Here is a 25,193-nt window from a genome sequence, read left to right on the forward strand (position 1 = left end):
GACGCATCACTGGTGTTCGGGTTGTCATGCCAATGGCACTGCCCGGTAGCTAAATGCGGAAGAGATAAGTGCTGAAAGCATCTAAGCACGAAACTTGCCCCGAGATGAGTTCTCCCTGAGACTTAAAGTCTCCTGAAGGAACGTTGAAGACGACGACGTTGATAGGTCGGGTGTGTAAGCGCAGCGATGCGTTGAGCTAACCGATACTAATGAACCGTGAGGCTTAACCTTACAACGCCGAAGCTGTTTTGGCGGTGAGAGACGATTTTCAGCCTGATACAGATAACAGAATTTGCCTGGCGGCTTTAGCGCGGTGGTCCCACCTGACCCCATGCCGAACTCAGAAGTGAAACGCCGTAGCGCCGATGGTAGTGTGGGGTCTCCCCATGTGAGAGTAGGGAACTGCCAGGCATCAAATTAAGTAGTAAGCCGGTGCATTAATCCGGTGGTTACAGCAGTCTTCGGTGGAGCGGTAGTTCAGTCGGTTAGAATACCTGCCTGTCACGCAGGGGGTCGCGGGTTCGAGTCCCGTCCGTTCCGCCACTTATTAAAAGCCCTGAGTTAACGCTCAGGGCTTTTTTCTTATCTGCCTCCCAATTATTGCTAAATCAGCAAAAATCCTCTGCGTTTTACGACCTTTTTCAGCATAACGCCAGCAGCGATAATCTTCCTCAGTTAACGAACATTACAAATAACGAGGAATGACATGACTATCCCTGCATTAGGCCTGGGCACTTTCCGCCTGAAAGACGACGTTGTTATCGCATCGGTCAAAACCGCCCTTGAACTTGGCTATCGCGCAATTGATACCGCGCAGATTTATGAAAATGAAGCTGCGGTTGGCCAGGCGATTGAAGAAAGCGGCGTACCGCGTAACGAACTTTTTATCACCACCAAAATCTGGATCGAGAATCTCGGCAAAGACAAGCTGATCCCAAGTCTGAAAGAGAGCCTGAAGAAGCTGCGTACAGACTATGTTGATCTGACGCTGATCCACTGGCCTTCTCCGAATGATGCCGTTTCTGTGGAAGAATTCATGCAGGCGCTGCTGGAAGCGAAAAAGCAGGGCTTAACCCGTGAAATTGGCATTTCCAACTTCACCATCCCGTTGATGGAAAAAGCCATTGCCGCCGTTGGTGCAGAGAACATTGCGACGAACCAGATCGAGTTGTCCCCCTACCTGCAAAACCGCAACGTGGTGGACTGGGCCAGACAGCACGGCATCCACATCACCTCTTACATGACGCTGGCATACGGTAAAGCGCTGAAAGATGAAGTCATTGCACGTATTGCTGATAAACATAACGCGACGGCTGCACAGGTGATCCTGGCCTGGGCGATGGGTGAAGGTTACGCCGTTATTCCATCGTCAACGAAGCGTGAAAATCTGGCCAGCAACCTGTTAGCGGTGGATCTCCAGCTGGACGACGAAGACAAAAAAGCGATCGCTGCCCTGGAATGCAACGATCGCCTGGTGAGCCCGGAAGGTTTAGCGCCAGACTGGGATTAATATTGACCCACCCTCTGTACGCTTAACCCTCACACAGCTCCTTCGGGAGCTGTTTTTATATGCTCGCTCAGGAAGTCGATAAAGGCACGGATACGCGTGCTCACGGCTCTGTCGCTGTAGTAAACCGCACTGAAAGGCATCTCTACCGGCAAACGTTTATCTGCCATTAACTCCACAAGCTCACCGCGCGCAATTTCTTTATCTATCATGTAATCAGACAAACAGGCGATCCCGTTTCCTTCGAGACACAGCTGCTTCAGCGTTTCCCCGCTGTTGGAGGACAACCCGCAGGTGATCTCATACAGCTGACCGTCAGGGCAGGCGACAGGCCAGGTATTCAGTGATACCGGCTCCGTGAAACCCAGACACAGATGCTGCTTCAGCTCTTCAACGGTTTCAGGTTTACCGTGCTCCGCGATGTATTGCGGTGAGGCGATGATTTTCCGGTAGCTGGCAAACAGAGGACGTGCGCGCAGGCTTGAGTCCGTCAGGGTTCCCGCCCGGATCGCCACGTCGACTTTACGTTCAATAAGGTTGATAAAGGTCTCTGAGGAGACCAAAGAGAGCGTCATCTCCGGATATCGTTCACGGAAAGGTTTAATCAACGGCATCAGAAAGTGCAGAACCACCGGTGTGGCCGCATCAATACGCAGCAACCCACGCGGTGTGCTGCGCGTTTCCATGATCTCGGTCTCTGCTGCAGCCATCTCCTGTAAGACAGACTGCACGCGGCGGAAATACCGTTCACCTTCTTCCGTCAGGCTCAACTGCCGCGTCGTTCGGTTGAGAAGACTCACCCCAAGCTTCATCTCAAGCTTTTTCACCGAGCGGCTAACGGCAGAGTTTGCCTGCCCCAGCTGCTCTGCCGCGCGGCTAAAACTGCCACTTTCGACGACGGCGACAAAGATTGTCAGCTCTTCCGACGTTGCTTTCATTGTTGCACCACCTGCAAAATTCTATTGATATTTTGACCATTTTTGTTATTTAACCACTGGCGCATACTGCCTGTCATCTTAATCCTGATGATATGGAGTATTTTATGCCACTGGCGCTACTTGCCCTGACGATCAGTGCCTTTGCAATTGGCACGACTGAATTTGTTATTGTAGGACTGGTTCCTACCATCGCTAACCAGCTTGCTATCTCATTACCTTCAGCCGGGCTGTTGGTCTCTATCTATGCTTTGGGTGTCGCTGTCGGCGCGCCCGTACTGACGGCGTTGACCGGACGATTCCCGCGTAAGCAACTGCTGGTCGCACTGATGGTGCTCTTCACCGCCGGCAATATTCTGGCCTGGCAGGCGCCGGACTACACGACGCTGGTCATTGCCCGCCTGCTGACAGGCCTCGCGCATGGGGTGTTCTTCTCAATCGGTTCCACCATTGCAACCAGCCTGGTGCCGAAAGAGAAAGCCGCATCAGCCATTGCGATCATGTTTGGTGGATTGACCGTCGCACTGGTCACCGGCGTACCATTAGGGACGTTCATCGGGCAACATTTCGGCTGGCGTGAAACCTTCCTCGCGGTCTCCTTGCTGGGCGTAATTGCCCTGGTGGCCAGCCTGCTGCTGGTTCCGTCGAATATTCCCGGCCGTGCAAGCGCAAGCCTGAGCGATCAACTGAAGGTGCTCACACATCCTCGTTTGCTGATCATTTATGCCGTTACGGCACTGGGTTATGGCGGGGTATTCACTGCTTTCACCTTCCTTGCTCCAATGATGCAGGATCTGGCTGGCTTCTCTCCGGCAGCGGTAAGCTGGATTTTACTGGGGTATGGCGTCTCTGTGGCCATTGGCAATATCTGGGGCGGTAAGCTTGCAGATAAGCATGGTGCAGTACCGGCGCTTAAGTTTATCTTTGCGGCACTGGTCGTCCTGCTGATGATCTTCCAGTTCACGGCATCGATTCAGTACGCCGCGCTGGTAACGGTGTTGGTCATGGGTATCTTTGCCTTTGGTAATGTACCCGGCCTGCAGGTTTACGTGGTGCAAAAAGCCGAGCGCTATACGCCAAATGCGGTGGACGTGGCTTCAGGTCTGAACATTGCCGCCTTCAACATTGGTATCGCCATCGGTTCCATCGTTGGCGGGCAGACGGTGGAACACTTCGGCTTAACCCAAACCCCGTGGATTGGTGCCGTCATTGTTCTCGTTGCCTTCCTGCTGATTGGTCTGAGCGGACGCCTTGATAAACCCTCTCGCGTAGCGCTTGGTTAAACCTCAGTAAGTGCTTGCTTACAAAACTGGAAAGAGGTTTCTCAGTAATTGCGTTGAAAGTGTGACCTAAAATCCCTATAACATTAGAACCAGTCCGTTTTCCGGGCTGGTTCATGTTACAGAGGCTGTTTCCAAAAGTGCGAAAAAATACTTATGCCATGCGTTATGTTGCCGGAATGCCCGCGGAGAGGATCTTACCTCCGGGGTCGTTTGCGAGCATCAGCCAGGCATTACCTGCCGGTACACCGTTAAGCAGTGATGAAAAAATTCGGGTGCTGGTGTGGAATATCTTTAAACAGCAGCGTGCGGAGTGGTTATCCGTACTCAAGAATTTTGGCAAAGACGCCCATCTGGTGCTGCTGCAGGAGGCGCAAACCACGCCTGAGCTGGTAAGGTTTGCGACCACTAACTATCTCGCCGCCGACCAGGTGCCCGCATTTGTGTTACCGCAACATCCCTCTGGCGTGATGACCCTTTCTGCCGCCCATCCGGTCTATTGCTGTCCGCTGCGCGAGCGCGAGCCAATCCTGCGTCTGGCAAAATCGGCACTGGTGACGGTTTATCCGTTGCCGGACACGCGGCTGCTGATGGTCGTGAATATCCACGCGGTAAACTTCAGTCTGGGCGTGGATGTGTATAGTAAGCAGTTACTTCCCATTGGCGACCAGATTGCTCATCACAGTGGGCCAATCATTATGGCCGGGGATTTCAATGCCTGGAGCCGTCCCCGCATGAACGCGTTGTATCGCTTTGCCCGGGAAATGTCGCTGCGTGAAGTCCGTTTTAGTGATGACCAGCGCAAGAAAGCGTTTGGTCGTCCTCTCGATTTCGTCTTCTATCGTGGTTTGAGTGTGCATGACGCCTCTGTTCTGGTCACTCGCGCCTCCGATCACAACCCGCTACTAGTAGAATTCAGTCCCGGCAAACCTGATTAAACATGGTGAGTCAGGTCTGCCGTGGGGCAGGCCTGTTGAGTGCTGCCCTTTATTTTAACCAACGCAAGGACAGTACAATGACAACAACACACTCTCATCACGACAATGTCGAAAAACAGTTTGGTTCCCAGGCAAATGCCTATCTGAACAGCGCCGTACACGCTTCCGGCCGCGATCTGGTGCGTCTTGGCGAGCGTCTCGCGGCGTTCCCGCAGGCGACCGTGCTGGATTTAGGCTGTGGAGCAGGGCATGCCAGCTTCACTGCTGCGCAGCATGTGGCTCAGGTTACGGCGTATGATTTATCCAGCCAGATGCTGGAAGTGGTGGCTGAGGCGGCAAAAGCCAAAGGGCTCAACAACGTCGATACGCGCCAGGGCTATGCCGAATCCTTACCTTTCGAAGAGGCATCGTTTGACGTGGTAATCAGCCGTTACTCCGCGCACCACTGGCATGATGTCGGTCAGGCATTGCGGGAAGTCAAACGTGTGCTGAAGCCGGGCGGGACCGCCATCATTATGGATGTCATGTCTCCGGGTCATCCGGTACGGAATATCTGGCTGCAGACGGTTGAAGCGCTGCGTGACACCTCGCACGTGCAGAATTACTCGAGTGGGGAGTGGTTAACGTTTATCACTGAGGCCGGTTTAATTTCACGTTCACTGATAACCGATCGCCTGCCGCTGGAATTTAGCTCGTGGATCGCACGTATGCGCACCCCGGACGCGTTAAGCCAGGCCATACGGTTGTATCAGGACAGTGCTTCCTCAGAGGTGAAGGCCTACTTTGAATTGCAGGATGACGGTTCGTTTACCAGCGATACCATCATGGTTGAAGCGCAAAAAGCGAAGTAAAAAAAAGCACCGAGGGGAATCGGTGCCTTTTTATCTTTGTATCGTGTAATCAGGAGTCTGGCGTGGCGCTGTTTTTCACAAACAGCGTCAGCTGGTCGCCTGGTTGCAGGTTGTCAGTATCGTTATTCCAGCGCATCACATCTTTAATGTTCACGCCGTGTCGTTTTGCGATACTGGACAGTGAATCGCCTTTACGCACGCGATAGGTAATGCTATCGCTGTTATTGGCGAGACGCTGTGCGCTGCTACCCGCACCCACCGTCAGTGTCTGACCCACTCTCAGGCCTGAGCTGCGCAGGTTATTCCACTGCTGCAGATCTTTTGCTGTCACGCCAAGACGTGATGCAATACCCGAAAGCGTATCACCGCTACGAACCTTATAGCTGCGGCTGTTGACTGATGATGCATCCGCAATCAGCGTTGACTGAACGGCGGCAATTTCACCAGACGCTAAAGACTCACGTAACTGTTCAGCATGTTTCTGCGGAACCATCACATACTGTGGGCCACTCGCCCCCAGCGTTGAGCCTTTAACACCCGCGTTAAAGGTTTTCAGTTTACTTACCGACATACCCGTCATATCGGCAACCTGTTGAATATCAACCGGGTTGCTGAGGCGAACGCGCGCCAGCGCACGACTTTCGTCTGGTGTTGGCAGTTGTACACCGTAACGCTTGCTGTTTTTGAGAATATCACTCAACGCCAGCATCTTCGGTACGTAAATCTTCGTTTCCTGTGGCAGTGAGAGCGACCAAAAATCGGTGGATTTACCCCGTGCTTTATTCGCTTTCATTGCCTTCAGTACACGACCTTCGCCACTATTATACGCCGCAACCGTTAACAACCAGTCGCCGTCAAACATCTTGTTCAGACGTTGCATCATGTCGAGAGCGGCTGTCGTGGAAGCGACAACATCGCGACGCGCATCATAGTTACGGGTCTGTTTCAAACCGTAATTTCGCCCCGTGCTCGGAATGATCTGCCAAATACCTGCGGCATTGGCGCCAGACGTCGCGTGTGGGTCAAAAGCGCTCTCCACTATGGGTAGGAGTACCAGCTCCATAGGCATGTTACGTTTCTTAACTTGCCCGGCTATCCAGTACATATACGGCTCTGCCCGTAACGTTACATCGTGGAGATAGCTCTTATTTCTTAAATACTTCTGTTTCTGTTCGCGAATCCGGCTGTTTTCCGGAATTCCCATCTTTAGCTCGTCGCCAATAGAGGTCCACAAGTTTTGATCCTGCGCGAAAGATGTCCCATCGTCCAACCAACGCGCTGAGCTTGTAAACTTCCCTGCTTCCCCTTGACCAGCTGCAGAAAGGCTCTGTGCGTGCTGTTGTACGTTGCTGCCGTTCTGCGACTGGCAACCTACAAGCAGGACAGAGGCGAGTAAGATCGCTTTTGCCTTCATGTGTGTGTCAATAGTTGCTTAAAAGACGAGCGATGATAACGGCGAAATTTTGAAAAGGCAACCCGCAATTATCTGAAGTTATCTTTCTTTGACCTTAACCATGCAAATCGTTGTTCTGGTTGTTGCAATTTTGTTTCTTGGTTAATTTTATTAATTAAATCAACATCATCTGTTCTGAGAAATAAATTAATTTTACGCTCGTTTTTCAGAATTACGGGGAGTGTTTTTTGGTTTTTTGCACGTAACTCCTTCACTTTCTGATAATAATCCTGAATCGCCCGATCCTCGGGTAAAATGCTCACCGCAAACTTCATATTTCCTAATGTATACTCATGGGCGCAACAAATAACGGTATCGTCGGGTAAGGCGTTAATCTTCTGTAAAGACTGATACATCTGGGCTGGTGTGCCTTCAAACAGTCTTCCACAGCCGCCAGAAAACAGCGTATCACCGCAAAACAGATAAGGTTTGCTGTAGAAACACAGATGTCCCAAAGTGTGACCTGGTGTAGCAAATACGGAAAACTCCCACTCGTGTATGAGGATATTTTCGCCTTCTTCGACTACTTGCGTGGTTCCCTTATCTTGTGCCTCTGCCGGTCCGTAAACCACCAGATGCGGGAACCGGGCGCGCAACTCAGGCACACCGCCGGTGTGATCGTGATGATGGTGGGTCAGAAGGATGGCTTCGGGATGCCAGCCATTCTCTTTTATGGCCTGCAGAACCGGGGCGGACTCACCGGGGTCGACGATGACGCATCGACGCTCGTCGTCAACTAAAACCCAGATGTAATTGTCCTCAAAGGCAGGAATACTGATAAGATTCATACATTACCTCTTATAGCGTGGCAGGTGTTTTGATGAAACCGGCAAGGATACCTCAGACTGTCGCAGCACCGGAACGTTGGGCGGAATTGCCCTGGGGTGAATACTATCGCGAGGCGTTAGAACTACAGCTTAAGCCGTGGCTCGCAAAAATGTATGGCTTTCACCTGCTTAAGATTGGCAATCTCAGCGCGGAAATCAATACCGAAAGCTGCGCTATCTCGCATCAGGTCAATGTCTCTCTCGGCGGATCGCCGGTTCAGGTGAAAGCGGATCCTTTACACCTGCCGTTTGCGGAGAAGTCGGTTGATGCGTGCCTGCTGGCGCATACGATGCCCTGGTGCAGCGATCCTCACCGCATGCTGCGTGAAGCCGATCGCGTGCTGATAGATGACGGCTGGCTGGTGATAAGCGGGTTTAATCCGCTGAGCCTGATGGGGCTGCGCAAGCTGGTGCCCGTGTTACGCCGCACTCCCCCTTATAACAGTCGGATGTTCACCATGATGCGCCAGCTGGACTGGCTTTCGCTGCTGAATTTTGAAGTGCTCAGCTACGGTGGTTTTCAGGTGCTGCCCTGGGCGCGGCGGGGCGGGGTTTTACTCAGTACCCATCTGCCCGCATTAGGCTGCATGCAGTTCATTGTCGCGCGTAAGCGGACCATTCCCCTTACGCTTAACCCGATGAAGCAGAGCAAATCGAAAACGCCGATCCGCCAGACCGTAGGTGCCACGCGACAGTACAGAAAACTGTGATCAGGACTCTGGCTGATAGCCCGCATCCTCATGTGCAGGATTGGATGCCGCGGCCCGTGCCAGTTCGTCGCAGCGTTCGTTTTCCGGGTGGCCGGCATGGCCTTTGACCCATTCCCATTTGATCTCGTGCTGGCCCAGCGCCGCATCAAGCCGTTTCCAGAGATCGACGTTCTTGACCGGCTTTTTATCTGCCGTCTTCCAGCCACGTTTTTTCCAGTTGTGGATCCACTGGGTGATCCCCTGGCGCACGTACTGGCTGTCGGTACTGAGCACCACGTCACAATGTTCTTTTAAGGCTTCCAGCGCCACGATGGCCGCCATTAACTCCATGCGGTTGTTGGTGGTCAGGAAATACCCTTCACTAAAAGTTTTTTCGTGCTGACGATAGCGCATAATCGCGCCATAGCCGCCAGGCCCTGGGTTACCGAGACAAGATCCATCGGTGAAAATTTCTACCTGTTTGCGCATCTCTGGTAGACTTCCTGTATTTGAAACGTTCAGTTAAACGATAAGTCTGACATAAATGACCGCTATGAGCACTGCAATTACTCGCCAGATTGTTCTTGATACCGAAACCACCGGTATGAACCAGATCGGCGCGCACTACGAAGGACACAAGATCATTGAGATCGGTGCCGTTGAAGTGGTGAACCGTCGTCTGACGGGAAACAACTTCCACGTCTACCTCAAGCCCGATCGGCTGGTGGATCCAGAGGCGTTTGGTGTTCACGGTATTGCCGATGAGTTCTTGCTGGATAAACCCACCTTCGCCGAGGTGGCAGACGAGTTCCTGGACTACATCAAGGGTGCCGAGCTCATCATCCACAACGCCTCGTTCGATATCGGCTTTATGGACTATGAGTTTAGTAAGCTCCAGCGCGATATTCCGAAAACGAACACCTTCTGCAAGGTCACTGACAGCCTGGCGCTGGCCAGGAAGATGTTTCCCGGCAAGCGTAACAGCCTCGATGCACTCTGTTCGCGCTATGAGATAGACAACACCAAGCGAACGCTGCACGGCGCATTGCTCGATGCCCAGATTCTGGCGGATGTCTATCTGGCGATGACCGGTGGCCAGACGTCAATGAAGTTCAGCATGGAGAATGAATCCCAGCAGACGCAGGGCGAAGCGGGAATTCAGCGCGTGGTTCGCCAGGCCAGCCGTTTGCGGGTCGTTTTAGCCAGTGATGCAGAGTTACTTGATCACGAATCCCGTCTGGATCTGGTGCAGAAGAAGGGCGGAAGCTGTATGTGGCGCGCCTGAAAAACGCCAGAACGCCTGTAAAATCATCGTTTGGGTGATTTTTGCAGCAAACGATTCAAAACGTGAGAAAAAGCGTTGACGACTCCAGAGGCACACCGTAATATGCGCCTCGTTCCCCAAACGGGAACAGTGGAGCGGTAGTTCAGTCGGTTAGAATACCTGCCTGTCACGCAGGGGGTCGCGGGTTCGAGTCCCGTCCGTTCCGCCACTATTCAGGCCCACGTTATTTATAACGTGGGCCTTTTCATTTCTACGTTTCCTGAATCCTGATTTTCTCTCTTCCATCCGGTCTCGTTGTCGTCATCATGCGGCGAACGGCTGCATCGCTATTCAATTGATTTTTTATAAAAACATCCGCTTCTTATATTTTTATTAATATATTCAATTTGATTTATTATTCTTTTGGTGTAAGTTCTTTAAGGTAAATTATTCTCTTCTGCCATTATTCCTTGTTCTCTCAATAATGCCTGTAGTGATGTTAACTATTCCTATTGCTGCGTAGAGCGTTACGTAGTTTATTCCTAACCATATAAAGAAGCCCGGCATGATATTTTTAAGCATCATGTCGATGAACCCTATGGACATGGATTATTTCAGGAAGCCATCAACGTAAGGCAGTGCAGGGTGTACCAACAAAAATGTTTATACATCCTTAATTTAGCGAGTGAAATTTACCAAGGACTTTAAGTATGACGGATAATAAAGTCATTTTAGCAGTCAATAACGGAGACGGAAAAACTCGGTTGTTGACGGCAGAAGCAGGCCGGACGGTTAAGGTGAAACTTATCCCCGGCAATAAATATTTATTGAAGAATTTTAACGACGACTTCGCACCAGAAAATATTACGCTGCAGCGCGTAGACAAGGCGTTGCACATTATTCAGGAAGGCGATACACAGCCAAGCATAATTATTGAAGATTACTTCAATGGTGATCCTACGAATCCGGTCCTGATGGGCATGGCGGAAGATGGATTACTCTACGCCTATGTTCCTCTGTCTGGTGACAGCTACGACACCGGTTATCTGATGGCGGATGGCAGCATGTCTCCTGTGGCGTTAGGGGGCGAACCGCTGGGAGCGGGTGGCCCTCTTCTGACGGCACCGGATGACGACAACGACATGCTGTTTGGTATGTTGGGATGGTTTGCGCTTGCTGCTGCGGGTGTGGGGGCTGCTTTCGCGTTGTCTGAGATGGACAACGACGACGGCGATAACCACTCCACGCCTGATAAGCCGAGCATCGGCACCACGATGGATGATGAAGGCTCAATCAAAGGCCCGTTAAAATCAGGTGATACGACCGATGACTCAACGCCGACGCTGAGCGGTAAAGGTAAGCCTGGTGATACCATCCATATCTACGATAACGACAAAGAGATTGGCTCTGTTATCGTCGATGATGAAGGCGAGTGGAGCTATACGCCTGATAAGCCACTGGGTGAAGGTGAGCACGAGCTGACCGTCGTGGAAAAAGATCCTGACGGCAACGCGAGTCCTCCATCAGACCCGATTGTCATCGTCGTTGATACGGTTGCGCCAAAAGCGCCGACGATTGAACACATCATGGACAAAGTGGGTAAAACCACCGGTGAAATTCATGATGATGCTTACACCGACGATCCGAAACCAGAAATGAGCGGTACCGGTGAAGCGGGGGCGACGATCACCATTTACGATAACGGTAAAAAGATCGGCGAAACCACCGTTAACGAGGATGGCCGTTGGTATTTCAAACCTTCCGAAAACCTCACTGACGGTAGCCACAGCATCACGGTCAGCCAGACGGATAAAGCGGGTAACGTCAGCGAACCGTCTGACGAGCGTGATTTTATTGTATTGACTGAACCTCCGGGAAAAGCAGAAACGCCTGAGGTCATTGACAATACCGGTCCGGTAACCGGTCCGCTCAAACCGGGTGATGTAACGGATGACAGTCAGCCTTCTTTCAGTGGAGAGGGAACACCGGGCAATACCATCATTATCAAAGACAATGATAAAGAGATCGGCTCGGTTATCGTCGACGACGAAGGTAAATGGTCATTTACACCTAAGGATGAACTTACCGAGGGTGAACATAATGTCGTGGTCGTTGAGGAAGATCCGCTCGGCAATGAAGGCGATCCTTCCGATCCGATTCAGATTATTGTGGATACCACGCCGCCAGCCAAACCGGATATGGCCGATGCCCAGGATAATACCGGGCCGATTACGGGCCAGCTGAAAGGCGGTGACGTCACGGATGAAACCCGTCCGGTATTCAGCGGTAAAGGTGAACCGGGCGACACCGTGACCATTTATGATGGTGACGAGGTGCTTGGCACAACCGTTATTGACGATAAAGGCAACTGGACGCTGAAACCAGAGAAACCGCTGGGTGAAGGCGATCACAGTATCACCGTTACGCAGACGGATAAGGCGGGCAATACCAGCGATCCCTCGGAAGCGCTGGAGTTTGAAGTTGACACTACCGCGCCTGATGCTTCAGCAAATGTTCTGAATATTACCGCCGTTGCGGATGACGTAGGCGATCGTCAGGGCAATGTAGCCAGCGGTGACATCACCGATGACAGCAAACCACTTATCAGCGGTATCGGTGAAGCCGGGAACACCGTCTTTGTCTACACCACCGACTCTTCCGGCAAACACCTGATTGGTACAGCGGTGGTAGGCAGTGATGGCACCTGGAGCCTGACACCAGAAACCCCACTGACGGAAGGCCTGAACAAGCTGACCCTGGAGACGCAGGACCCGGCGGGCAACCGCGTTGCCGGTGAAGCGCCGTCTTACGACATCAATCTGCTGATCCCGGTGAGTACTGCACCGTCCATCAACAGCGTTGTGGACAACGCCGAGCCACACGTCGGCCCAATGCAGAAAGGCGAATCCACCAACGACACCACCCCAACCCTGAGCGGCAGCGCTGCACCGGGCGACGTTGTGTCTATCCTCGACAACGGGAAAGTGATTGGTACCGTCACGGCGGACAGCAACGGGAAGTGGGCGTTCACCCCGGATACTGCGCTGGCGGATGGCAAGCACACCTTCACGGTCACTGCGACTGACGCAGCGGGCAACGCGCGCACCAGCGGCTCCTTCCCGATCGTGATTGACACTGCGGCACCGTCTCCGGCAGAAAATATCGTTATCAATGATAACGTGGGCGACAAGCAGGGACCGGTAGGTCCAGGCGACACCACCGACGATCAGTCCCCGACCCTGAGCGGCGAAGCCGAGCCGGGTAGCGTGGTGGACATCTACGACAACGACGAGAAGATCGGTTCCGTCATCGTTGATGACGAAGGTAAATGGTCCTACACGCCAGACACGCCTCTGGCTAAAGGCGATCATGAGATCACCACCACCGTAACCGATCCGTCAGGCAACACCAGTGAACCGTCTCCGGGGATCTCCTTCACCGTCGATCCGGATCCAAACCAGGTTACCGTGGGTGAAGTGGTGGATGACCAGGGCCCGATCGTGGGCAACCTGAAGCCAGGCACCGTGACCGATGATGTCCGCCCTGAACTGAGCGGTAAAGGTAAGCCAGGCAGCACCGTGACCATCATGGATGGCGACGATGTACTGGGCTCCACCGTGGTGGATCCGGATGGCAACTGGACCTTTACCCCTGAACAGGATATGGCCGATGGCGATCACAGCCTGACCGTGATTTCCAAAGACCCGGCCGGAAACGAGGTGAGCTCTCCGTCCTTTGATATTACCGTTGATGCGACTGCCCCGGAAAAACCTGTATTGGGATCCGCAACGGATGATGTGGGAACAATTCGTGGCGATCTGAGCAACGGCGGCACCACCGACGACGCAAACCCAACCTTCAACGGCTCTGCAGAGCCGGGCAGCCGTGTCGATATTTATGATAACGGTGAGCATATTGGTTCGACGATTGCGGACGACAACGGCGCCTGGCAGTTCACGCCAACCACACCTCTGCCAGAAGGTGAGCACCATATCACCACCACCGCAACGGATGAAGCGGGCAACACCGGTCCGGAATCGGATGATTTTGTGCTGGTGACCGACTACACCCCACCAGTGGCAAGCAGCGATGTACTGAACATTACGTCCGTAATGGATGATGTTGGCGGCCGTCAGGGTAACGTGGCCAGCGGTGAAATCACCGATGACAGCAAACCGGTTATCAATGGTATTGGTGAAGCGGGAAGCACCGTCTTCGTTTACAGCACGGATGCTAACGGCAAACATCTGCTGGGCTCAGCCGTGGTCGACAGTGAAGGCAACTGGACGCTGGCACTGGATACACCGCTGGTGGAAGGGCTTAATCAGCTGACGCTGGAAACCCAGGACGCAGTAGGCAATCGCGTAGCGGGTGAAGCACCGTCTTACGACATTACTGTTCTGATCCCGGTCAGCACCGAGCCGTCCATCAACAGCGTGGTGGACAACGCCGAGCCGCACGTCGGCCCAATGCAGAAAGGCGAAACCACCAACGACACCACCCCAACCCTGAGCGGCAGCGCTGCACCGGGCGACGTTGTGTCTATCCTCGACAACGGGAAAGTGATTGGCACCGTCAAGGCGGACAGCAGCGGTAAGTGGTCGTTCACCCCGGATACCGCGCTGGCGGATGGTCAGCACACCTTCACCGTCACGGCGACTGACGCAGCGGGCAACGCGCGCACCAGCGGCAGCTTCCCGATCGTGATTGATACTGCGGCACCGTCTCCGGCAGAAAATATCGTTATCAATGATAACGTGGGCGACAAGCAGGGGCCGGTAGGTCCAGGCGACACCACCGACGATCAGTCCCCGACCCTGAGCGGCGAAGCCGAGCCGGGCAGCGTGGTGGACATCTACGATAACGACGAGAAGATCGGTTCCGTCATCGTTGATGACGAAGGTAAATGGTCCTATACGCCAGACAAGCCTCTGGCTAAAGGCGATCATGAGATCACCACTACCGTGACCGATCCGTCAGGCAACACCAGTGAACCGTCTCCGGGGATCTCTTTTACCGTCGATCCGGATCCAAACCAGGTTACCGTGGGGGAAGTGGTGGATGATCAGGGGCCGATCGTGGGCAACCTGAAGCCAGGCACCGTGACCGATGACGCACGTCCTGAACTGAGCGGTAAAGGTAAGCCGGGCAGCACCGTAACCATCATGGATGGCGACGATGTACTGGGCTCCACCGTAGTGGATCCGGATGGCAACTGGACCTTTACCCCTGAACAGGATCTGGCCGATGGCGATCACAGCCTGACCGTGATTTCCACCGATCCTGCGGGTAATGACGTCACTTCTCCGTCCTTCGATATCACTATCGATACCGTAGCACCGGAAAAACCGGTGATTGGTCTGGCGACAGATGATGTGGGTTCCAGCCGTGGCGATCTGAGCAGCGGCAGCACCACGGATGACGCAAACCCGACCTTTAACGGTACCGCAGAGCCGGGCAGCCGTGTCGATATTTATGATAATGGCGAACTGATTGGTTCTACCGTGGTGGATGAAAATGGCGGCTGGCAATTTACGCCAACCACCGCGCTGCCAGAGGGTGAGCACCATATCACCACCACCGCAACCGACAAGGCCGGTAACACCAGCCCGGAATCAGACGATTTTGTGCTGATCACCGACTACACCGCACCTGATGCCAGCAAAGTGGTTATCACCGAAGTCTATGACGACGTGAATACCGCAGGCGTCATTGCCTCCGGCGAAGAAACCGACGACAACCGTCCGCTGATCAAGGGTACGGGCGCAGAGCCGGGCAACACCATCACCGTCTACAACGGCGACAAGGTCATTGGCACCGCGAAAGTGCAGGCCGACGGCACCTGGTCCCTGGAGCCGACCACGCCGCTGCCGGACGGGAAGTACACCCTGACGGCGAAAGAGACCGACAGCGTGGGCAATGTCTCCGGTCCGTCCGGTGAGTACATCATCAACGTGGCCACCGTACCGCCGCAGGCACCGACGCTGGACACCGTCTATGACGACGTGGCCCCGCATGCGGACTACCTGCAGAAGGGTGACGTCACCAACGACACCACCCCGACCCTGAGCGGCAGCAGCGGCGTGGCGGGCGGCACCATCAGTATCTACGACAACGGTCGTCTGATTGGCACCACCACCGTGGGCAGCAACGGCAGCTGGAGCTTCACGCCGGATACGGCGCTGGCAGACGGCAGCCATAACTTCACCGCCACCGTCACCGACGGCGTGGGCCGCACCAGTGAACCGACCGGCGGCTTCGGTATCGTGGTGGATACAAAAGCCCCGGACGCGGCCTCTGACCTGCTGGTCACCGACAACGTCGGTGCGTACCAGGGCCCGGTTGTGAGCGGCGACACCACCGATGACAACACCCCGACCCTGAGCGGCAGGGCCGAGCCGGGCAGCACGGTGAACATCATCGACAACGGCCAGGTCATCGGCACCGCGAAGGTGAACCCGGACGGCACCTGGAGCTACACCCCGGACCAGCCGCTGGCGAACGGCGCACACGACCTGACCACCACCGTCACCGATCCGTCGGGCAACACCGGGCCGGAAGGCTCGCACGTGGTCATCACCGTTGACGTGGTCCCGGGCAAGGTGGAAATCACCGCCGTGACTGACGACACCGGCAGCGTGACCGGCAGCCTGTCGCAGGGCGCGCTCACCGACGACACCCGTCCGCAAATCAGCGGCACGGCGAAGGCGGGCAGCACCGTGACCATCATGGACGGCAGCAACGTGCTGGGCACCACCACTGCGGGGTCAGACGGCACCTGGAGCTTCACGCCGAGCGTGGACCTGGGCCGCGGCGACCACACCTTCACCGCCACGGCGAAGGACCCGATGGGCAACGAGTCAAGCAGCAGCAGCTGGACCGTGACCATCGACACCGATGCACCGGTGAAACCGACCATCGACGCGGCGCTGGACGACGTGGGCAGCGTGCAGGGTAACCTGGCGAACGGCGGCACCACCGACGATCCGACCCCGACCCTGAGCGGCAAGGCGGAAGCGGGCAGCACCGTGAAGATCTACGATCAGAACGGCCTGCTGGGCGAGGTGACGGCGAAAGCCGACGGCACCTGGAGCTTCTCGCCGGTGGCGAAACTGCCGGAAGGCGAGCACCGCTTCCACGTGACGGCGACCGACAAGGCGGGCAACACCAGTTCTGCGTCAGACGACTTCGTTCTGACCCTGGACTACACCGCCCCGGATGCGAGCAAGCTGGCGATCACCGAAGTCTACGACGACGTGAACACCGCAGGCGTGATTGCCTCCGGCGGGGAAACCGACGACAACCGTCCGCTGATCAAAGGTACGGGCGCAGAGCCGGGCAACACCATCACCGTGTACAACGGCGACAAGGTCATTGGCACCGCGAAAGTGCAGGCCGACGGCACCTGGTCCCTCGAACCGACCACGCCGCTGCCGGACGGGACGTACACCCTGACGGCGAAAGAGACCGACGGCGTGGGCAATGTCTCCGGTCCGTCCGGTGAGTACATCATCAACGTGGCCACCGTACCGCCGCAGGCACCGACGCTGGACACCGTCTATGACGACGTGGCCCCGCATGCGGATTACCTGCAGAAGGGTGACGTCACCAACGACACCACCCCGACCCTGAGCGGCAGCAGCGGCGTGGCGGGCGGCACCATCAGTATCTACGACAACGGTCGTCTGATTGGCACCACCACCGTGGGCAGCAACGGCAGCTGGAGCTTCACGCCGGATACGGCGCTGGCAGACGGCAGCCATAACTTCACCGCCACCGTCACCGACGGCGTGGGCCGCACCAGTGAGCCAACCGGCGGCTTCGGTATCGTGATTGATACAAAAGCCCCGGACGCAGCCTCTGACCTGCTGGTCACCGACAACGTCGGTGCGTACCAGGGCCCGGTCGTGAGCGGCGACACCACCGATGACAACACCCCGACCCTGAGCGGTAAGGCCGAGCCGGGCAGCACGGTGAACATCATCGACAACGGCCAGGTCATCGGCACCGCGAAGGTGAACCCGGACGGCACCTGGAGCTACACCCCGGACCAGCCGCTGGCGAACGGCGCACACGACCTGACCACCACCGTCACCGATCCGTCGGGCAACACCGGGCCGGAAGGCTCGCATGTGGTCATCACCGTTGACGTGGTCCCGGGCAAGGTGGAAATCACCGGCGTGACTGACGACACCGGCAGCGTCACCGGCAGCCTGTCGCAGGGCGCGCTCACCGACGACACCCGTCCGCAAATCAGCGGCACGGCGAAGGCGGGCAGCACCGTGACCATCATGGACGGCAGCAACGTGCTGGGCACCACCACCGCGGGGTCAGACGGCACCTGGAGCTTCACGCCGAGCGTGGACCTGGGCCGCGGCGACCACACCTTCACCGCCACGGCGAAGGACCCGATGGGCAACGAGTCAAGCAGCAGCAGCTGGACCGTGACCATCGACACCGATGCACCGGTGAAACCGACCATCGACGCGGCGCTGGACGACGTGGGCAGCGTGCAGGGCACCCTGGCGAACGGCGGCAGCACCGATGACCCGACGCCAACCCTGAGCGGCAAGGCGGAAGCGGGCAGCACCGTGAAGATCTACGATCAGAACGGCCTGCTGGGCGAAGTGACGGCGAAGGCTGACGGCACCTGGAGCTTCTCGCCGGTGGCGAAACTGCCGGAAGGCGAGCACCGCTTCCACGTGACGGCGACCGACAAAGCCGGTAACACCAGTGTGGCATCGGACGACTTTGTCCTGACCCTGGACTTCACCGCCCCGGACGTGAGCAAAGTGAGCATTACCGATGTGGTGGATGATTTTGGTTCTGTCATCGGATCGATTGCCTCGGGTGGTAAGACGGACGATAACACGCCGCTGATCAAGGGGACGGGCGCAGAGCCGGGCAACACCATCACCGTCTACAACGGTGACAAGGTGATTGGCACCGCGAAAGTACAGGCTGACGGTACCTGGGAACTTCAGGTCACGAAAGCCCTGCCTGACGGGACGTACAACCTGACGGTGAAAGAGACCGACAGCGTGGGTAACACCACGGCGGCATCACCGGAATACATTATTCAGATCGATGCGGGCGGTCAGCCGCTGCCACCGACCCTGAGCAGTGTGGAAGATGATGTTGCGCCGCATACCGGCCCATTACAAAAGGATGCGACAACCAACGACAACACTCTGTTGTTGACGGGTACGGCTGAAGCCGGTGTTACGGTTCGCATTTATGGCGGCCCGAACGGTACCACCCTGCTGGGTGAAACCAAGGCCGATGCCCAGGGCAAATGGAGCTTCAATACGCCGAAACTGGCGGACGGCGTTCATACGTTTGTCGCGGAAGCGATTAACGACATTGGTCAGGTAAGCCCGCAGACTGGCGGCTTCCCAATCACGGTGGATACCAGCGCGCCGGGTGAGGTCACAGGCTTTATCGTGAGCGATAACGAAGGTCCGAAGACCGGTACATTGTCCAATGGCGATACCACTGACGATGCGACACCGACGATCAGCGGTAAAGCAGAGCCAGGCAGCGTTGTTCACATCTATGTGAACGGCCAGGAAAACGGTACTGCGGTTGCAGACGCGAACGGTAACTGGACTTATACCACCGGTTCTCTGGCGGATGGGGAATACACCTTCACCGCGCGTGCTGAAGATTCAGCAGGCAACCTGGGGGCTGAAAATGCCGGTGTCACCGTCACGCTTGATACCTCCAGCGTACCGGTCACTATCGTTCGCGTGATGGACGATAAAGGCACCGTAACTGGCGAACTGAAGGCCAATGATGTGACTGACGATGCCCGTCCGGACATTATCGGTAAGGCAAAAGCAGGCAGCATCGTGACCATCAAAGATGGCAGCGTGGTGCTGGGCACCGTGACGGCAGATGCCAGCGGTAACTGGACATTCACTCCAACCAGCGATCTGGGCGATGGCGTACACAACATTACGGCGACCGCTAAAGATCTGACCGGCAAAGAGGATACCTCCAGCACCTTCAGTTTCGAAATTGACAGTAAAGCACCGAATCGTCCGAGCATTGATTACGCGGAAGATCAGGTGGGTACCGTTAAGGACGATTTGAACAGCAACGATGTTACTGACGATCCGCAGCCAATCCTGCACGGTACGGCTGAAGCGGGCAGCACCGTCAATATTTACACCGTTGACGGCACCCTGTTGGGTACAGTCACCGCGAACAGCAACGGTGCATGGAACTTCAAACCGGGCAGCAAGTTACCGGAAGGTAAAAACACCTTCTACGTGACGGCCACAGATGAAGCCGGCAACGTCAGTGACAAGTCTGCGGACTTCGTGCTGACTACCGACTACACCGCGCCGGATGCGAGCAAAGTGACCATTGATTCCGTCACGGATAACGTGGGTAACGTTCAGGGTATTGTTGCGGATGGCGGCGTACTGGATGACTCACGTCCGGTGATCCGCGGCTCTGGTGCGGAAGCGGGCAACGTCATTACGGTCTACACCACCGATAAAGACGGCAACACGAAGGTACTGGGTACCACCACGGTTGATCAGAACGGCAAATGGGAACTGACGCCATCTGAGTCTCTGTACGGTGACTCCATCAACAAACTGACCGTGACGGAAACCGATCGGGTTGGCAACGTGGCGAAACCAGCTGACAGCTATGACGTCATTATGTCCGATACCCCGGATGCACCAGCGATCGTTAACGTTCTGGACGATACCGGCACAACCGTTATCAACCTGGCCAACAATGCGTTGACCAAAGACGATACGCCGACCCTGAACGGGACTGCGGACGGTGCTGCGGGCGATACGATCACCATCTACAACGGCAGTCAGGTTGTAGGTAAAACAACGCTGAACAGCGATGGCACCTGGAGCTTCACGCCATCTCCGGCACTGGCTGACGGTAGCTACACCTTTACGGTGACCAATACCAACAGCGCGGGTCAGGAGAGCGATCGCAGCGGTTCGTTCACGGTAACCATTGATTCAACAGCACCGAATCCGGTTTCCGGCCTGCAGGTGTCTGACGATCAGGGGGCCTGGAAAGGTCAGTTGACCGAGGGCATGACCACGGACGACAACAAACCGACCTTCACGGGTAAAGCGGAGCAGGGTAGCACGGTCACTATCTATGATAATGGCCAGGCGATCGGTTCAGTCACCGTCACCAACCCTGACGGTAGCTGGCAGTTCACCCCGTCCACGCCGCTGGTTGATGGCGAACACCAGTTCGCGACTCAGGTAACGGATCCGGCGGGTAACAGCAGTGCGATCGTTGACGATATCACCGTTAACGTTTCCACGGGCGCAAGCTATCTGCAGCTGCTGCAGGTGGTGGATGATGTCCAGGAAGCGGGTGGTTCTCGCGTGCTTCGCGATGGTGAAGTCACGAACGATAGCCAGGTACAGCTGGTCGGTAAGGCGACGGCAGGCAGCACCATTATCATCACCGACGTCGGTGGCGTTCAGCTTGGCACGGTGAAAGCAGATGCCAACGGTGACTGGGAATTCACGCCGCTGAGCAGCCTGAGTGATGGCGCGCATACGCTGCGTATTACCGGGACCGATCCGTCGAATAACCCGCTCACACCGATCGACTTCGATCTGGTGGTGGACACGGTTGCGCCTGTCGCGCCGGTTATTACGGATGTGCTGGACGACGTTAACCCGGTTCAGGGTTCTGTTGCCCACGGCAAACCTACCAACGACACCACGCCGGAAATTACCGGTACGGCGGAGAAGGGCAGCACGGTGAATGTGTACCATCAGGTGGATGCGACAACGCGCATTCTGCTGGGTACCGCCGTGGCCGATAGCACGACGGGCCAGTGGACGCTGCAGATCACTGACGCGAACAAGCTGACTGAAGGCACCTGGAATCTGGTGGCAACCTCTACGGATGCGGCGGGCAACATCAGTACGCCGAGCAACACCTGGACGATTGTTGTCGATACCACCGTGTCTGACGCGGTTATCAATATCAGCTCTATTTCAGAAGACCGGGGGTCATCAGATACTGACTTCGTCACCAGCGATAACACGCTGTTGATTAACGGTCAGCTGACGAAAGCCCTGCAGGCGGACGAATGGGTTGAGATTAGCCTCGACAACGGTGCAACCTGGACGCGTGCCTCAACGGTGACCAGTACATCCTGGACTGTGGATATGCAGAACACGCCGCTGAATGATGGTGCTTACACCATTCAGGCTCGCGTGGTGGATAACGCCGGTAACGTTGGCAGCACTGATTCTCAGGCGCTGCAGGTGGCAACAGGCGGCAGTGACATGAATGGTCTGTCTACGACCACCAAAGTCACCACCGATACCAGCCATGGTCTGACGACAGGTGATCACTTCAGCCATGCTGCGACAGCAACCAACAGCGACATGGTCACCCGTGACCGTACGGTGACCATTAGCGGTAACCTGAGCGCGGCGCTACAGGCGGGTGAGCATCTGCAGATCTCCCTGGATAACGGCAAAACCTGGCAAACGCTGGCACTTAACGGCCAGAGCTGGAGCTATGTACTGCCGGAAGCGACAGCAAGCACTACTCACAGCTTCAAGCTGCAGGTCATTGACGTTGCGGGCAACCCAGGTACGAACACGAAGTTTGCGGATAGCTACAACGTGGTTATCGATCTGGATTCTCCGAACGGTATTACCGGGGCGCCAGATGTGCCGCAGCACACCACCACAGGAGATTCGTTCACCTTCTCCAGCGGTCAATACGGTCGTGTAGAAGCGGGGGCGATTGTCTCGCTGGTGAGTGACGTCAACAACAACGGGACCTATCAGGAAGGTCTGGATCAGGTCATTGGCTTCGTGAAGGCTAACGCTGACGGCTCCTGGAGTCTGAATACGTCGCTGCCTTCTGGCGCACATAACCTGGCCTTTGTGGTCTGGGATGAGGCGGGCAACCGCTCAAGCATGAGCGCCAGCACCAGTACAGGTGTCACCGAAGGTGGCGGCAGTACGCTGATTGAACAAACCTGGGGGGGAACGACCGATGCGGACAGCCGCGGTCTGAACGCCGCTGCGGTGACCATCAGTCAGGATGGTCTGTGGTCATTCTTCCATAGTGCTCGTGGCACTTCTGGCACATCGACCGCTAACGCCGGACGTGTCTATGACTCCGTCACGCGTGAAGACTACGATTCAACGTACCTTGCCCAACCGTCAACTGAAAACGGTGCGGGTTACGACGTAGATAGCACGTCATACAGCCGTTATGTTAACTCCGCAGCCTTTGCGGACATTAACCGCGATGGCTATGCCGACGTCATGTCTCAGATCAGTAGTTATAGTAACGCGGGTCGTACCGCCTACTGGCTGCAGAATGCGGACGGTAGTTACTCCGCGAAGGCGCTGGATCAGGGCACCCTGAACCACCTCGGCGGCGTGATTTCCTATGACCGTGAAGGTGATGGCTATCTGGACTTTGTGCTGGGTGACTCCGAAGCAGACTCCATTTCGTTCATCAAAAATACGCAGGGCACGCTCAGTTACGAGGACAATTCCGGCTTCTCTGACGGACATCCTGGCGGAGCATTGCCAACGTCGCTGAGTGTGCTGCACGAAGTAGGGGCTGTGGATATCGATAACAACGGTACCGTAGATATTACGGCACATATCGACTACAACGGCGCTGGCAACCTCGTCGGCAACAACTCCCGCGGTCTGGGTATCTTGTATAATCAGACTACCGGGACGTCGAAGACCAACTTCGGTGAAGTTGGCTACTACGCGAACGTGTTCCGTGACGATGGCCATGAAGACTACGGTAACTTGTCTATCTCCATGACCTATGCGGATTACAACAACGATGGTTGGCTGGATCTGTTCCTGAGCCGTGGTTCGAAGGGGGGCAGTAACAGCGACGAGAGCCGTATCTATCTGAACGATGGTACCGGCAAGCTCAATGCAACGGACAGCCAGGCGCAGTGGTTTGGCGATAACGTTGATGGCGGCACGTCGCTGGCAGTGGACTGGAACCACGACGGTAAGATGGACATCATCGAAGTGCCACGCTCTGGCGTGACTGGCTCGCCGATGTTGTATACCAATACCGGTAGTAACAATTGGGGCGCCAATAAAGTCAGCCTGACAGGTAGCACGACGTTCAACAACATGACGGGTGCCGTCGCACTCGACTATGACTGGGACGGCTCGATGGACCTGGTGCTGTACCGTTCTGGCGCAGATGCTGATGTCGTGGCAAGAGACGACGCGGGACGCACGATGCTGGTGAAAAACACCAATATCGCGGCGGACGGCACGAGCCTGCAGATCCGTATTGTTGACGGCAACGGCATCAATACCTTCTACAGCAACACCGTGAAGTTATACAACTCAGCGGGCGAGCTTGTGGCAACCCAGTTGATTAACCCGCAGTCCTCTGGTTCCAGCAACAGTATGGGTCTGGTGAGCTTCTTCGGGCTGGATCCGAATGAAGTTTACTCCGTGCAGATGCTGCGCATTACCGACGGTAAAGCGGATCACGTTGGCGCAACGGGCAGCATTGGTGGTTACACCAACGGTACGGTAAATGAGAACTGGGGTGGCCTGACAACAGGTAAAGCCCATGACTCCTACGTACTGACGGCGGAAAGCAGCAATGCGGCGAACAACACCTCCGGCAACAACGGGATCATCGGGACGGGCTATAACGACACCTTCTTCGGTTCTGCAGGCAATGACACCTACAACGGTGGCGGCGGCTGGAACCAGATTGTGAGCGGTAAGCCTGTCTGGAGCGAAACTGCCGGTATGGACGTTGTTGACTATAGCCGTTCAACCACTGCGATCAATGCAAACCTGTGGACTGGCACTGCAACCGGTAACGGCACCGATAAGCTCCTCAACATCGAGGGTCTCGTAGGCTCCAGCCAGCAAGATACGTTTACGGATAACTCCGCGAATAACGTGTTTGAAGGACGTGGTGGCAACGACGCCTTCTACCTGGTCAACGGCGGTAACGATACGCTGATGTACAAGGTGTTGGCAGGTCTGAGCAACGACAGCACCGGTGGCAATGGTCATGACACGATCCACGGCTTTAAGGTGGGTAATCTGGTGAAAGACAGTGATGCAGATCTGCTCGATATGAGTGAACTGCTTGACTACAAAGGTTCTATCTCCTTCTTCGAAGACGAAGGAAAACTGGAGCTGGATTACTCCTCCCGCGGCGTACTTGACTACGTCAAGGTGGAAGTTGTGGGTAGTGATACCGTGATCAGTATCGACCGTGACGGTCAGGGCGGACAGCATGGATTTACGCAGGTTGTCACGCTGGCTGACGTGCAAACGGATTTGGTGACGCTGCTACAGAATAACCAAATCATGATGTAACCCAGTAAATACCCGCCATCTTCGGATGGCGGGCTTTCTGCACGCATCTACCAATCGTTGTTACACAGTCATTCACTGGGTTAATCGGGA

Annotated in this window: 11 protein-coding genes, 2 tRNA genes and 2 rRNA genes; 11 read left to right on the forward strand and 4 right to left on the reverse strand. The window is 55.6% G+C overall.

The features are described from left to right. The 4 genes from ACTJJI_RS00005 to dkgB form a co-directional block, all read left to right on the forward strand. Positions 1–231 (forward strand): 23S ribosomal RNA (locus ACTJJI_RS00005); the annotation flags it as partial. 64 nt (positions 232–295) lie between these two features. After that, positions 296–411, forward strand: a 5S ribosomal RNA gene (rrf, locus tag ACTJJI_RS00010). Between the two features lie 55 nt (positions 412–466). Further along, a tRNA-Asp gene (locus tag ACTJJI_RS00015) sits at positions 467–543 on the forward strand. A gap of 163 nt (positions 544–706) precedes the next feature. Continuing rightward, positions 707–1,510: a 2,5-didehydrogluconate reductase DkgB gene (gene dkgB / locus ACTJJI_RS00020; protein ID WP_014830733.1), complete on the forward strand. Its 804-nt coding sequence runs from the start codon at positions 707–709 to the stop codon at positions 1,508–1,510. 29 nt (positions 1,511–1,539) lie between these two features. Here dkgB and yafC read toward each other — a convergent pair whose 3' ends face one another. Next, positions 1,540–2,445 (reverse strand): DNA-binding transcriptional regulator YafC, encoded by a 906-nt coding sequence (gene yafC / locus ACTJJI_RS00025; protein ID WP_063412777.1) that lies wholly within the window; start codon positions 2,443–2,445, stop codon positions 1,540–1,542. Positions 2,446–2,549: 104 nt separating this feature from the next. Here yafC and ACTJJI_RS00030 point away from each other — a divergent pair, with 104 nt between their 5' ends. From ACTJJI_RS00030 to ACTJJI_RS00040, 3 genes are all read left to right on the forward strand, one after another. Beyond that, positions 2,550–3,725 (forward strand): MFS transporter, encoded by a 1,176-nt coding sequence (locus tag ACTJJI_RS00030; protein ID WP_014830735.1) that lies wholly within the window; start codon positions 2,550–2,552, stop codon positions 3,723–3,725. A 137-nt stretch (positions 3,726–3,862) separates the two neighbouring features. Then, entirely contained in the window at positions 3,863–4,660 is a 798-nt protein-coding gene (locus tag ACTJJI_RS00035) for an endonuclease/exonuclease/phosphatase family protein (protein WP_014830736.1), read from the forward strand. 77 nt (positions 4,661–4,737) lie between these two features. Next, entirely contained in the window at positions 4,738–5,511 is a 774-nt protein-coding gene (locus tag ACTJJI_RS00040; RefSeq protein WP_014830737.1) for a class I SAM-dependent methyltransferase, read from the forward strand. A gap of 49 nt (positions 5,512–5,560) precedes the next feature. On the opposite strand, the gene mltD is transcribed toward ACTJJI_RS00040, so the two are convergent. Further along, complete coding sequence (mltD, locus tag ACTJJI_RS00045; RefSeq protein ID WP_013095686.1) at positions 5,561–6,925, reverse strand: murein transglycosylase D; 1,365 nt, start codon at positions 6,923–6,925, stop codon at positions 5,561–5,563. A gap of 68 nt (positions 6,926–6,993) precedes the next feature. Beyond that, on the reverse strand, positions 6,994–7,752 hold the full coding sequence (gene gloB, locus ACTJJI_RS00050; RefSeq protein ID WP_440652563.1) for a hydroxyacylglutathione hydrolase: 759 nt from the start codon (positions 7,750–7,752) through the stop codon (positions 6,994–6,996). Positions 7,753–7,784: 32 nt separating this feature from the next. Here gloB and ACTJJI_RS00055 point away from each other — a divergent pair, with 32 nt between their 5' ends. After that, positions 7,785–8,501 carry a class I SAM-dependent methyltransferase gene (locus tag ACTJJI_RS00055; RefSeq protein ID WP_440652565.1) on the forward strand — a complete coding sequence of 239 codons (717 nt, stop codon included), beginning with the start codon at positions 7,785–7,787 and terminating at the stop codon, positions 8,499–8,501. On the opposite strand, the gene rnhA is transcribed toward ACTJJI_RS00055, so the two are convergent. Then, entirely contained in the window at positions 8,502–8,969 is a 468-nt protein-coding gene (gene rnhA / locus ACTJJI_RS00060) for a ribonuclease HI (RefSeq protein WP_014830741.1), read from the reverse strand. It abuts the gene before it with no gap. 64 nt (positions 8,970–9,033) lie between these two features. Here rnhA and dnaQ point away from each other — a divergent pair, with 64 nt between their 5' ends. From dnaQ to ACTJJI_RS00075, 3 genes are all read left to right on the forward strand, one after another. After that, positions 9,034–9,765, forward strand: coding sequence for a DNA polymerase III subunit epsilon (gene dnaQ, locus ACTJJI_RS00065; RefSeq protein ID WP_047360741.1), 732 nt, complete (start codon positions 9,034–9,036; stop codon positions 9,763–9,765). A gap of 131 nt (positions 9,766–9,896) precedes the next feature. Beyond that, positions 9,897–9,973 (forward strand) — tRNA-Asp (locus tag ACTJJI_RS00070). A gap of 481 nt (positions 9,974–10,454) precedes the next feature. Continuing rightward, positions 10,455–25,103 (forward strand): Ig-like domain-containing protein, encoded by a 14,649-nt coding sequence (locus ACTJJI_RS00075; RefSeq protein ID WP_440652568.1) that lies wholly within the window; start codon positions 10,455–10,457, stop codon positions 25,101–25,103. Positions 25,104–25,193 lie beyond the last annotated feature (90 nt).

Source organism: Enterobacter sp. 22466 (genome assembly GCF_052044775.1).
In the GTDB taxonomy this organism is placed as follows: Bacteria; Pseudomonadota; Gammaproteobacteria; order Enterobacterales; family Enterobacteriaceae; genus Enterobacter; species Enterobacter dissolvens.